This is a genomic window from Streptomyces sp. DSM 42067 (assembly GCF_055792885.1).
In genome coordinates this window covers 2,488,101-2,500,053 of the sequence record NZ_CM147706.1, presented here as the reverse complement: position 1 = coordinate 2,500,053, position 11,953 = coordinate 2,488,101, and the positions used below count along the sequence as shown (strand labels likewise).

General features: G+C 71.3%; 9 protein-coding genes. 6 read left to right on the top strand and 3 right to left on the bottom strand.

All coding sequences use genetic code 11. From position 1 onward, the window contains the following. The first annotated feature begins 154 nt into the window (after positions 1 to 154). Both ACSMXV_RS11735 and ACSMXV_RS11730 read left to right on the top strand, forming a co-directional pair. Positions 155 to 706, top strand: coding sequence for a SigE family RNA polymerase sigma factor (locus ACSMXV_RS11735; protein ID WP_473177587.1), 552 nt, complete (start codon positions 155 to 157; stop codon positions 704 to 706). Continuing rightward, on the top strand, positions 703 to 1,923 hold the full coding sequence (locus ACSMXV_RS11730) for a WD40 repeat domain-containing protein (RefSeq protein ID WP_473177586.1): 1,221 nt from the start codon (positions 703 to 705) through the stop codon (positions 1,921 to 1,923). Before ACSMXV_RS11735 ends, ACSMXV_RS11730 begins: the two co-directional genes overlap by 4 nt. A gap of 36 nt (positions 1,924 to 1,959) precedes the next feature. Here the strand turns inward: ACSMXV_RS11730 and dapA are convergent, their stop codons facing one another. Next, positions 1,960 to 2,865, bottom strand: coding sequence for a 4-hydroxy-tetrahydrodipicolinate synthase (dapA, locus tag ACSMXV_RS11725; protein ID WP_473177585.1), 906 nt, complete (start codon positions 2,863 to 2,865; stop codon positions 1,960 to 1,962). Between the two features lie 193 nt (positions 2,866 to 3,058). Between dapA and ACSMXV_RS11720 the strand changes: the two genes are divergently transcribed. Both ACSMXV_RS11720 and ACSMXV_RS11715 read left to right on the top strand, forming a co-directional pair. After that, positions 3,059 to 3,466: a phage holin family protein gene (locus ACSMXV_RS11720; protein ID WP_181659289.1), complete on the top strand. Its 408-nt coding sequence runs from the start codon at positions 3,059 to 3,061 to the stop codon at positions 3,464 to 3,466. Further along, positions 3,463 to 4,431: a DUF3618 domain-containing protein gene (locus tag ACSMXV_RS11715; protein ID WP_473177584.1), complete on the top strand. Its 969-nt coding sequence runs from the start codon at positions 3,463 to 3,465 to the stop codon at positions 4,429 to 4,431. Before ACSMXV_RS11720 ends, ACSMXV_RS11715 begins: the two co-directional genes overlap by 4 nt. Positions 4,432 to 4,618: 187 nt before the next feature. On the opposite strand, the gene ACSMXV_RS11710 is transcribed toward ACSMXV_RS11715, so the two are convergent. Next, positions 4,619 to 5,734 (bottom strand): YihY/virulence factor BrkB family protein, encoded by a 1,116-nt coding sequence (locus ACSMXV_RS11710; protein WP_473177583.1) that lies wholly within the window; start codon positions 5,732 to 5,734, stop codon positions 4,619 to 4,621. Between the two features lie 223 nt (positions 5,735 to 5,957). After that, positions 5,958 to 7,793 (bottom strand): endonuclease/exonuclease/phosphatase family protein, encoded by a 1,836-nt coding sequence (locus tag ACSMXV_RS11705; protein ID WP_473177582.1) that lies wholly within the window; start codon positions 7,791 to 7,793, stop codon positions 5,958 to 5,960. A gap of 379 nt (positions 7,794 to 8,172) precedes the next feature. On the opposite strand from ACSMXV_RS11705, the gene ACSMXV_RS11700 reads away from it, so the two are divergent. Continuing rightward, the gene (locus ACSMXV_RS11700; protein WP_473177581.1) at positions 8,173 to 9,603 is read left to right on the top strand and encodes a hypothetical protein; all 1,431 of its coding nucleotides are present in this window, start codon (positions 8,173 to 8,175) and stop codon (positions 9,601 to 9,603) included. A gap of 349 nt (positions 9,604 to 9,952) precedes the next feature. Then, a complete protein-coding gene (locus tag ACSMXV_RS11695) occupies positions 9,953 to 11,413 on the top strand; it encodes an alkaline phosphatase PhoX (protein WP_473177580.1) in 1,461 nt (486 codons plus the stop codon). The last annotated feature ends 540 nt before the right edge of the window (positions 11,414 to 11,953 follow it).

Genomic DNA, 11,953 nt, shown 5'->3' with positions numbered 1-11,953 from the left:
CCCGTTTGTTTTTTGCGTGCGCACAGGCATAGCGGGGGACCGCCGCACACGTCACCAAGGACAGCAAGGTCCGTAAGAAGATCTCTGAAGATCTCTGAAGATCCAAGAAGTCCGAACAAGAAGTTCGAAGAAGAGCGAGCCAGAGAAGGTGACGATGGATGCCGAGGGCCAGGAAGACTTCCGCGAGTTCGTGGCGAACAGGTCGTCCGCGCTGCTGAAGACCGCTGTCCTGCTCAGCGGCGGTGACCGGCACGCGGCCGAGGACCTGCTGCAGAACGCGCTGATCAAGGCCGCGGGACGCTGGCACCGCATCGACGAGCCCGAGGCGTACGTCCGGCAGATCCTGTACCGGCAGCAGGTGAGCCGCTGGCGGCTGAAGTGGCCGCGGCGCGAACTGAGCGTGCCCGAGCTGCCGGAGACCGGATCGGGCACGGACGCCTCGTCCGCCGCCGAACTGCGCCTCGTGATGCGCGCCGCACTGGCCCGCCTCACCGCCCGCCAGCGCACCGTCCTCGTCCTGCGCTACTTCGAGGACCTGCCCGAGGCCGACGTGGCCCGTCTCCTCGGCTGCTCGGTGGGCACGGTGCGCTCCACCACACACCGCTCTCTTGCCCGGCTGCGGGGCCTCGCCCCTGAACTGGCCGCGCTCGGACCCGCCGAGCAGCAGCCGTCCCGTGACTTCTCGCCCGTGGAGGTGCGTCCGTGAACGTCGACGAGCTGGTGCGCGACTCGCTGCGGGAACAGGCCAAGGAACAGCTCCCGTTGAGGCCGGAATTCGCCGACCGGGTGCTGGCGGCCCGACGGCGCCGCAGGACCCGTACCCTCGCGTGCGCCGCGGCCGCCACGGCCGCGGTGGTCGCCGTTGCGGTGGGCGTGCCCCTGCTGGACGGCGACGACCAAGTGCGCACCGCCAGCGAAATGAACCACAGCGACATCATCGCCCACCCCGACCAGTCGCCGCCCAGGGGCCTGATCGCCGCGGGAGACACGGCACTTGCCGCGTTCTTCGTCCGAGACAACGTCAAGCAGCCGAACGGCGACGTGATCTCCACCCGTGTCTACGGGCTCCTCGACCAGAAGACCGGCAAGTACAGGAAGACGACCAGGTGGGCGTTCCTGGACGTCGCGCCGGGGATGCGGACCGCAGCCGTCCTGGAGAGCGAGCTGCCCGCCAAGCGCATCGGTCTGCTGAACCTGATCACCGGCAAGGTCGATCGCTGGATTCCGGTCGATCACGGTGTCGGCGGAGTCGCGTTCTCGCCCGACGGCACGAAGCTCGTCGCGACGACATACGCCAAGAACCCCGACCGCTCCTTCGCTGATCATCCGCAGAATGTCAACGGCAAGGAGCAGCCGGGACCGGTGCCGAGCCGGAACGGCTTCGCCATCGTGGACCTGGAGTCGGGCAGCTCCGAGTGGCACAGCGTGCCGCTCGTGCAGGATGAGTTCGGCTGGATGGGCAACTCGCGCCAGGACTTCGAATGGAGCCACGACGGCAAGCTCGTCTACGCGGACACCCCCATGGAGCCCTACCGGGAGTACTACGACCTGGACGGGCAGAAAGCCGACAGGCCGGCGAACGAGCAGCACCTCTCCTATGTCGAGGCGGGCCTCTCCCCCGATGGCAAGCTCGCGGCCGGGCAGTTCGCGGGTGACGGCGACGAGATCTCCTCCGAGATCATCGATCCCTTGACCGGCAAGCGCATCACCACTGTGCCCGGACAGCAACTCCTCGCCTGGGTCGACAACAAGCGGCTGATCGCCTGGGGCTGCGATCCGAAGAAGTGCAGCGGCACGGGGGAGTTCCGCAACCAGCTGCTGTTGCTCACCATCGGCAGCGAGAAGGTGGTGCCCCTGAGCGGCTTCCGCAAGGCGAGCGCCGATTATCCGGGGCGCTGGGTGCCGCTCTTCGCCGAGCGCTGAAACGCCGACCAACTGATCGATCCGCTGACGCGCTGATCAGGTCCCCGCCTTCCCAAGACGCTCGTACGCAGCCACCAGCCCGTCGGTCGCCTCGCGGCCGGCGGGCCTCAGCGGTGTCCGCACCGGGCCCGCCGGCAGCCCGAGCGCTCCGAGCAGCGCCTTGGCCGTGACCGTGCCGGGCAGCCCCGAGGCCATCATCAACTCGATGAGGGAAATGGTCTGTTGCTGAAGCCGCGCGGCGCCCGCCGTGTCGCCGGCGTCGTACGCGTCGAGGATCCCACGCAGATGGCGCGGCGCGACGTTGGCGACCGTCGACACATACCCCGCGCCACCCACCGCGTACAGCGGCAGGATGAACTCCTCGCACCCCGTGTAGTACGCGAGATCCGTGCGCGCGAGGACCTTCTGCGTGCCCAGCAGGTCGTACGCGCAGTCCTTCACGGCGGCGATCCGCGGATGCTCCGCGAGCCGCAGCATCGTCTCCGGCTCGATCCGGGTGCCGGTGCGGCCCGGGATGTCGTAGAGCATCAGCGGCAGCCCCGAGGCGTCCGCGATCTCCCGGAAGTGGGCCTCGACGGCGTCCTGGGGCGGCCGGCTGTAGTACGGCGTGACCACCAGCAGACCGTCCGCGCCGGCCTTTTCCGCCTCCAGTGCGAGCTCGACCGTGTGGCGGGTGTCGGAGCTGCCGACGCCCGCGACGACCGCCGCCCGGTCGCCGACCGCCTCGTACACGGCGCGTACGAGAGCCGACTTCTCGGCGTCGGTCGTGGTGGGCGACTCGCCCGTCGTCCCGGACAGGACCAGCCCGTCGCAGCCGTCGGCCACCAGCCGCGCGGCCAGCTGCTGAGCTCCGTCCAGGTCCAGGGCACCTGAGTCGGTGAAGGGCGTGATCATCGCGCACAGGGCGCGGCCGAAGGGAGCGCGTTCGCGTGAGGTCGTCATGCCTGGAGTGTCGACACTCTGTCGGTGAAGCTCCACTTAATTCTGCTACGCGATATGCGCAAGCAACACTACGAAATGATACGCCATGGCGAGTCGGCCGACGCGGCTCGGCGGCGGGCCTGACGGCACGGAGCAGGGGTAATGCGGCCCTTCGCGGGTACTCGGGCGTCCCAGACGGAGGGAGGCGTGACACATGACCGCGGCCACGGATCAGCGTACGGAACACTCGGTGGGAGAGCTGGTGAGCCGGGCGACCGGACAGCTCTCCACGCTTGTGCGGCAGGAGATGCGGCTCGCCACCGCGGAGCTCGCCTACAAAGGCAAGCGGGCCGGGCGGGGCGGAGGGTTGCTCGGTGCGGCCGGCGCCATCGCCTATATCGGGGTGATGGCCCTCGCCGCCACGGCCGCCGCCGCCCTCTCCCTGACGCTGCCGGTGTGGGCGAGCGTGCTCATCATCGCCGGGGTGCTCTTCGTCATCGCCGGCGTGCTCGCCCTCATCGGCCGCCGTCAGCTCCGCGGCGCGACTCCGCCGCTGCCCGAGCGGGCGATGCACAGCGTCAGGGCCGATGTCGAGGAGCTCAAGGAAAGGGCGCATCGATGACAGACGGCATGAGGGCCGGCGCCAAGGGGCCCGACGAACTGCGCCGGCAGATCGAGGAAACCCGCGCAGAACTCGGCGCGACGGTCGAGGAGTTGGCGGCTAAGACGGATGTGAAGGGCCGCGCCCGGCAGAAGGCCGCGCAGGTCCGCGGCCGGATGAGTGAACGGGCCACGCATGTGAAGGGACGGATGCGAGGGCGCGCAGGGCACGCCGAGGAACAGCTGCAGGCGCGCGCCACAGAAGCAGGCGAGCGGGAGCGGGTCGAGGGTGCCGCGACTCCGACGCAGGAGACAGCCACTCAGGCGGTGCACCGTGTGCGGCACGCCGCACCCGAGCCGGTACGCCGCGCCACGAGCACCGCGGTCCGGGCCGGACGGCGCCACCCGCGGCCGCTGCTGGCCGCGGGCGCCGGGGCCGGGGCGGCCGTGGCGGCGGGAGTCCTGTGGCAGCGCGGCGCGGGGGTCCATGGCGCGGGGGTCCATGCGGCCAGGGGCAACATCGGTACCCGCCTCGCCCGCAGCGACCTCGGTACCCGCCTCGCCCGTAGCGATCTCGGCACCCGCCTCGCCCGTAGCGATCTCGGCACCCGCCTCGTCCGCAGCGATCTCGGCACCCGCCTCGCCCGTAGCGATCTCGGCAGTCGCCTCGTCCGCAGCGACCTCGGCGCGCGCATGGTCCGGAGCGATCTCGGCACCCGCCTCGCCCGTAGTGACCTCGGCAGCCGGCTCGTCCGCAGTGGCCTCGGCAGCCGACTCGTCCGTGGTGGGATGCGCCGCCGTCCCCTGGTCCGGGGTATGGGCGGCCGTGCGGCCAAGGGCAACATCGGCACCCGCCTCGCCCGCAGCGGGCTGCGCCGCAGTCCCGTTGTCCGCGGCGGCCTGGCCGGCAGCCGTCTGATCGGCCGCCACCGGGGCCACCGCCGGGAGCGCGGCCACCGGGTCATCGAGAAGCTGAGCCGGTGGTGACGGTGGCGTCGCGGGGAACGTGCCGCACGTAGCGGCCGAACAACACGACGGCCCGCTGGACAAGCGGTCCGTTGAACGAGCGGTCTGTCGGCGGGTGGGACTCCGCCGGCAGACCGCTTCTCCGTGCCGACAGGCCGTGCGCGCGAGGGCCCGCGGGCGCCCGCGAACCGGTCCCGGCGCGCCTTCGTCACGTATGCGTACGCCCCGCGTCCCCCTCGGCATCCCCCTGGTCGTGCGGGCCGTGCGGGCCGTGCTGGCCGCGCGGGCCGTGCTGCTCACGTCGGCCGGGTTCGTCGCGCGGGTCGCGCCGGTCATGCTCATCGTGCTCGTCCCGCTGCTCGGCAGCCTCCCGGGCCTTCTCCTTCACGCGCAGGCTGCGCGGCCACTTCCGGGTGTCCCGCGGGGCCACGTACGGCTCCTCGGTCGGCGGCAGGCCGTGGGTGATCGCCCGCTCTCGGGCGAGCTCGGCGTCGAGCTCCAGGCCGAGCAGGATGGCCAGGTTGGTCAGCCACAGCCAGACCAGGAAGACGATGACACCGGCGAGGGTCCCGTACGTCTTGTTGTACGAGCCGAAGTTGGCCGCGTACACCGCGAAACCCGCCGACGCGAGCAGCCAGAGGACCGTGGCGAGCACGCTGCCGGGGCTCACCCAGCGGAAGCCGCGCCCGCGGACGTTGGGGGCCGCCCAGTACAGCAGGGCGATCATGAGGACGACCAGCAGAAGCAGCACCGGCCACTTGGCGATGTTCCACGCCGTGATCGCCGCGTCACCGAGGCCGATCATGGTGCCCGCCCGTGCCGCCAGCGGACCGGTGAACACCACGATCACCGCGCTGGCGGCGAGCATGAGCATCAGCGCCACGGTCAGCCCGAGCCGTAGTGGAGTGAGCTTCCACACCGGGCGGCCCTCGGGCAGGTCGTACACGGCGTTCGAGGTACGGATGAAGGCGGCGACGTAGCCGGAGGCCGACCAGATGGCGGCCAGCAGGGCGATGATCGCCAGCACGCCACCCGTGCCGCCCGTGTCCTTCAGCTGCGTCACCGCGTCCCGCAGGATGTCCCGCGCCGGGCCGGGCGCGAGGTTCCGGACATTGTCCAGCAGCGTGCTCGTGGCCCGTTCGCCGACGACGCCGAGCACCGACACCAGTACGAGCATCGCAGGAAACACGGACAGTACGCCGTAGTACGTCAGCGTGGCCGCGCGGTCCGGCAGTTCGTCGTCCTGGAACTCCTTCACCGTGCGGCTCAGCACCGCCCGCCAGGAGCGGCTCGGCAGCTCGGTCGGGCTGTCCATCTCGCTCATGCACGGACGAGTCACCCGATGGCGGCCGGTGAACCCCACGCCGTACAGCGCCGCCTACACCGACAACCTTCTGGACAAAAATTGCGCGCCTGAGCCCGCCGGATGCAGACACAGGCACGCGCGCGTGGCGGCACACGGCACACGGAGGGCCCGGCGGCGTACGAGAACGCCGCCGGGCCCTCCGCCTCTGCGCCCGCCCTATGGGCGGGACAGGTTCCCCGCCCTACGGGCGGAACCGCAGCACCTGCGGGTCGTGGTCGCTGTTCTGGTCCGCGAACTCCGCGTTGATGTGAACGCTGTCGTACGAGAAGTCCGTCCAGCGGATGGACGGGCTCACCAGGATCTGGTCCAGGACCTGGCTGTTGCCCTGGTAGTCGTAGGTGTAACGCTCGCTCTTCGGGAGGGACTTGATGGCCGAGTAGAGCGCGCCGCCGTCCTCCAGGAGCTTGGTGGTGGTGGAGAACTCGAAGTCGTTGATGTCGCCCAGCGTGACGACATCCGCGCTCTTCTGCGTCGTGAGGATCTCCTTCACGAAGGCGTTCACGGCCGTCGCCTGCTGGTGGCGCTGGGTCTCAGAGCTGCGCGTGGGCGGCTGGTGCTGGGAGTGGAGCGCCTGGTCGCCGCCCTTGGACGCGAAGTGGTTGGCGATCACGAAGACGGTGCGGCCGCGGAAGAGGAACTCGCCCGCGAGCGGCTTGCGGCTGTTCGTCCAGGCCCCGTTGCCCGGGTCGATACGGCCGGGCGACGCGGTGAGCGCGGCCTTGCCGTCCACCGCGGTGACGCCGGTCGCGGTCGTCGAGTCGCCGCCCGCCCGGTCGGTGAACGTGACCCGCTCCGGGTTGAACAGGAACACCTGGCGGATGTTGCCGCCGGGCTCACCGCCGTCCGCGTTGTTCGCCGGGTCGATCGAGCGCCACTCGTAGCGCGGACCGCCCGCGGCGACGATCGCGTCCACGAACTTCTGGACGGTCTGGTCGGAGGCGACCGTGCCGTCGTTCTTCGCGCCGTTGTTGTCCTGGATCTCCTCCAGGGCGACGATGTCGGGCGACTGCAGATGCGTCACGACGCCCTGCGCGAGCGCGTCGAACTTCGCCTGCCCGTCGGCCGGGTCGAGGTTCTCGACGTTGTACGTCGCGACGGCCAGCTCGCCGCTCCTCTGCTTGCGGGTGGTCTCCCGCTGCAGACCCCCGTCGACGACCGTGCCGAGCGTCCGGGCCGTCAGCGTGTACCCGCCGAACTGGCTGTAGTCCAGCGGCCCTTCGGTGGTGCCCTCCAGCACGTCGCCGACGTTCGCGGTGGGGAAGGGCTGCTGGGCGGTGGGCACCAGCGACTGGATCTGCAGGCGGCCCGTGTTCTGCGAGGTGTACGAGCCGTAGACGGTGCCGCCGCGGCGGGTGGGGTGCTCGTGCGGCTTGACCGTGACCCACAGCTCCGCGAACGCGTCGGTCGCGGTGACCACGCGGGACGAGCCGATGCGGACGTTCATGCCCTCCAGCGACTCGTAGTAGTCGAGGGCGTACTGGGCCGGCTGGAGCGTGAGGCCGTTGACGGAGCCCTGCGCGGCCGGGTCGCCGTCCGCCGTGTACGTGCCCGGCACGGAGCCGGCGTCGATGACCTCGGCCGCGGGCAGCGGGTTGCCGGACGACACGACCGTCACCGTCGGCCTGGTGATCTCGGTGAGGGACTGGTTGCCGGACGAGGTGCCCCCGGGGACGTACTCGGTGACCGTGCCGGACACCGTCACCGCGTCACCGACCGTGACCGTCGGCGTGGAGCCGGTGAAGACGAAGACGCCCTCACTGGTGGCGGCGTCGCCGTCGGGGTCCGGGTCCTGGATCCAGAAGCCTCTGGAGGAGCCGTAGGTCCTGGTGCCCGTCACCATCCCGGTCACACCCGTGACCTGCTGACCTGCGAGCGGCGATATTCGGGTGCTGCCCTGGATGTCGTGGACGCGCACCTCGGCGGCCTCGGCGGGCGAGGTGAGGACGACGGCGGACACGGTGGAACAGACAGCGGCGACGGTCAGCGCGGCGATGCGCGACGAGCTCTTGCTCGGCAAGGGATCCCTCCGGGGACGTGGTCAGAGCGCCGGGACCAGGGGATGAGCCCGGCATGACCCGGAAGACACCCCCTAGGTGGAACCGCGAACGAGACGCGGGTGGACCCCCGCACGGGACACGGGTGGAACCGTGAACGTGGAGACCCGGGTTCGTTCTCTACGCGCGTCAATCTCTTGTGCCGCCAAGGGACTTGTCAAGGGAAGACCGGGTAACGACCCCTGACAGAAACATGAACCGCAGCGGCGGGCGGCTTGATCCGGTTCCGGCCCGGGTGAAGGGAGGCGGTCGGGCAGGCGGCAGGCGGTCATATCCGTCTAGGCTGGGCCGGTCGGACCTTCGCGGACCGGCCGCCCCATACGTTTCGAGGAGAACCCACCGATGTCCGTAAGCCCCTCCACGCTGCCGCCGGTGCGGCTGCACTCCGAGGCGGAGCTGGCGAGGGACGCCCTCGCCGCACCGCTGCTCTCCCGCGCCGTGCGGCTCGCCCGCTGGGCGGGGCCGGACACCCGTGTCGGGGCGGGCGGGGAACTCGTGGACGAGCAGCTCCCGGCCGCCGCGGTGGAGCTGGGCCTCGCGGACGACGAGGACGGCACGGCGTATGCGAGCGAGGCGTGGCGCGTCGCCGTCGACACCGGCCTCGTCGAGATCACGGACGAGGAGGCCGGCACCGTCACCCGCGGTGACAACCTCGGCCTCATCACCTCCGGCGGCCCCCGGGACATCCTGGGCCTCTGGCTCGACGCGCTGGAGACCGTGCTGGCCGACGCGGCCGTGCCCGACCTCGACGATCTCGTCGACGCCGTCGAGGACGACGGACAGATCGACTTCGAGGGGCTGGACTGGGACCCCGAAGCGGAGGCCGAATTCCTCGACGGCGTGCTCGGCAACCTCTACCTGCTGACCGTCAGTGAGGAGGGACCCGTCGAAGAGCCCGTGCCGCTGCCCGCGCTCGCCGCGTCGATGATCGTGCCCGACGACATGGGCGAGCCCACCAACGACGTCCTCGAGCAGGTCTCGGACGCCATGATGCGGCTCGACGACCAGTTCCGGATGCTGGAACCCGTCGGGCTCGTCGAGTTCCAGCCGGTCGACGAGACGCTGCTGGCCGACGCCGACGGGCCGGGCGCTTCCGCCGACGAGATCGACGTCGCGCGGTACGGACTGGTCCGGCTCACCCCGCTCGGCCTCTACGGCATGCGCTCGCGCCTGCAGGAGGCGGGTCTCGAGGCGCCCGCCGTCGGCGACCTCGCGGACAAGGGCGCCGACGGCCTGCTCGACGGCACCGCCGGATTTCCTCAGGCCGCGGCGCAGGCCGAGATCGAACAGTGGCTCGCGCGGCGTGAACCGTTCGCCGCTGCCGAGGAGCTGCTGGCCGCCGCGCGGGGCACCGACGAAGGAGCGCCGCTGCGGCGGCTGCGCTGCCAGCAGGCGCTGTCGCTGGTCGGCAGTGCGGCCGAGCCGGCGCTGCGTGCCGTACTCGACGACCCGGAGCTCGGCGGACTGGCGCGGGTCTGGCTCACCGAGCACGGAGCGGCCGACGTGCCGCCGCCGCCCGAGTCCATGATCTTCTGGCTCACGGTCGACACGCTTGCCGCGCAGCTCGCCGCCGAGGGCAACTCGACGGAGCTCCAGGCCCTGGTGGAGGGCCTGGCCCAGCAGCACAGCGGCTTCTTCGACACGGCATGGCGCGTCGAGCACCCCGCCACGGCCGACGTCCTCGAGGCGATGGGCCGGCTGCACCCCGACAAGAAGGTGGCGAAGGAGGCCCGCAAGGCGGCGTTCAAGGCGCGGTCGGCGCACGGGGGCTGACGGCGGGTTGATTTCAGCCCGTCTGGGGGCACATCCTGGGGGCACCCCCAGCGTTGGCTGGGCGAGTTCGAGGACGAGCCCGAAGGGCGATTCGGGGGTCTGGGGCGGAGCCCCCAGCGGGGTCCAGGGGCAGCGCTACTGGTTGCGCGAAGGGGCGGGCTGAGGGAGAGAACGCTGCCGAGGCTCGGAGGCCGGCGTCCCGCGCCGCCCACGGACCGACGTCTCCAGAGGCCGGAGAAGTCGGGCGCCGTTCAACTGGCGTTTATGCGCGGGCGGCACGGTGACCCCGCAGACGGTCCCGCCGCGCCGCCCCCTCAGCTGCCCGCGCCTTCAGGCTTCAGGAGAAACCATGTCGCTCACCCGCAGGGACTTCGCCAGACGGTCCGCGATCACCGGTGCCGGTGTCGCGCTCGTCGGCGGCGTCGGAGTCTTCGCCACCACCCCCGGCGCCCTCGCCACCCAGGACGCCGAGACCGCGGAGGGCGCGGACCTCGAGGACACCGCCGACGCCCTCGGCGGCGTCGGTTACGGCCCCCTCGTCGAGGACCCCAAGGGCATCCTCGCCCTCCCTGCCGGCTTCTCGTACCGGATCATCACCTACAGCGGCAAGACGAAGCTGGAGTCCGGCGAGTTCACCCCGTCCAACCACGACGGCACCGGTACCTTCGCCGGCCCGCGCGGCACGACCCTGCTCGTCAACAACCACGAGCTCAAGGGCCCGCGCTCCAAGTGGAAGTACCCGGTTCCGCTCACCGAGGGCCTCGTCTACGACCCGGCCGCGTCCGGCGGCTGCACCGTCGTGGAGGTGCGCCCCGGCGGCGAGGTCGCGGAGTGGGTCGGCATCGCCGGCACCTCCACCAACTGCGCGGGCGGCAGCACCCCGTGGGGTACCTGGCTGACCTGCGAGGAGAACTCCGACCGGGCCGGCGAGAACGGCATGACCAAGGACCACGGCTACGTCTTCGAGGTCGACCCGCGCGACGGCCGTGCCAACCGCGACCCGAAGCCCCTGAAGTTCTTCGGCCGTTACGACCACGAGGCCGTCGTCATCGACCCCAAGCGCGGCCACGCCTACCTCACCGAGGACGACGCCGACCCCAACGGCCTCTTCTACCGCTGGGCCCCGCCGCAGGGCTTCGAGTACGGCCGCGGCAAGCTGCGCACCCTCGCCGACGACGCCGGCGTGCTGCAGGCCCCCAAGTGCTACGACTCCGGCGGCCGCTTCGTCGACGACCTCTCCCGCGCCACGAAGATCGGCACGGTGTACGGCGTGGACTGGGTGGACGTACCGGACCGCGACGCCAAGACCGTGGCCGTGCGCGAGCAGTTCGCCGACGGTGAGATCACCCGCGCCCGCAAGCTCGAGGGCATGTGGTGGGGCGACGGCGGCGCGTACATCGTCTCCTCGTACGCCCGCGAGGAGAGCCCCGTTCAGCACGACGGGCAGGTCTGGTTCTACGACCCCAAGCGCCGCACGCTGACGCTGAAGGTCCTGATCGGCGTGAACCCGGACCCGTCCAAGGACGGCGCGTTCGACGGCCCCGACAACATCACCGTCTCCCCCTACGGCGGCATCATCCTCGCCGAGGACGGCGAGGGAATCTCGCACCTCTTCGGCGCGACCGACAGCGGCCGTACCTACCCCATCGCGCGCAACGACCTGAACGTCGGCACCGAGGAGGAGCCGCAGTACAGCGAGTTCGCCGGGGTCACGTTCTCGCCCGACGGCAAGACGCTGTACGCGAACATCCAGACGCCGGGGATCCTGCTGGCGATCACCGGTCCCTGGAAGCGGCAGCAGCGCGGCTGACCGGCTGAACGACTCGCCGTGATGCGGCGCCTGTGCCCGGGGAACGCCCCGGCGCGTCCCTGAGGGCGGGCCGGGCCGGTCACCGGGCACAGGTCATCCGACGGCGACCCCCGTTGACCGCGACGACCGACCCGCTGGCAACAACTCTGGGCGCGAAGTCTCGCATGGCCGATGCCGGCGTACCAGCCGCTCGCATCGGCCGCGAGGCCGGCAATCGTGCCGTCCAGCGTCCAGTCGGAAGGGCAGGCTCGTCGTGTACGACACGGTAGAGCAGGGCGGCCGCGCCGCCACCGCCGAACGGGCCTCGCCCCGGACGCCGCGTACGCCAGCACCGCACCCAGCGGGGTCCGACCGCTCGAAGTTCGACCGCGCCGACGCGGGGCCCACGCTGGGCGATGCGTCACCTGTTCGGCCTATCGAGGCGCGGGTGCGTCCGCAGGGGCTGAGCAGGGTGGGCAGGGCTGGGCTAGGTGTCCGGGCTTCCCGCCCGGCCGGCTCACACGCTACCCCGGCCACGACAGACCTGGCGTCCTGCAGCCC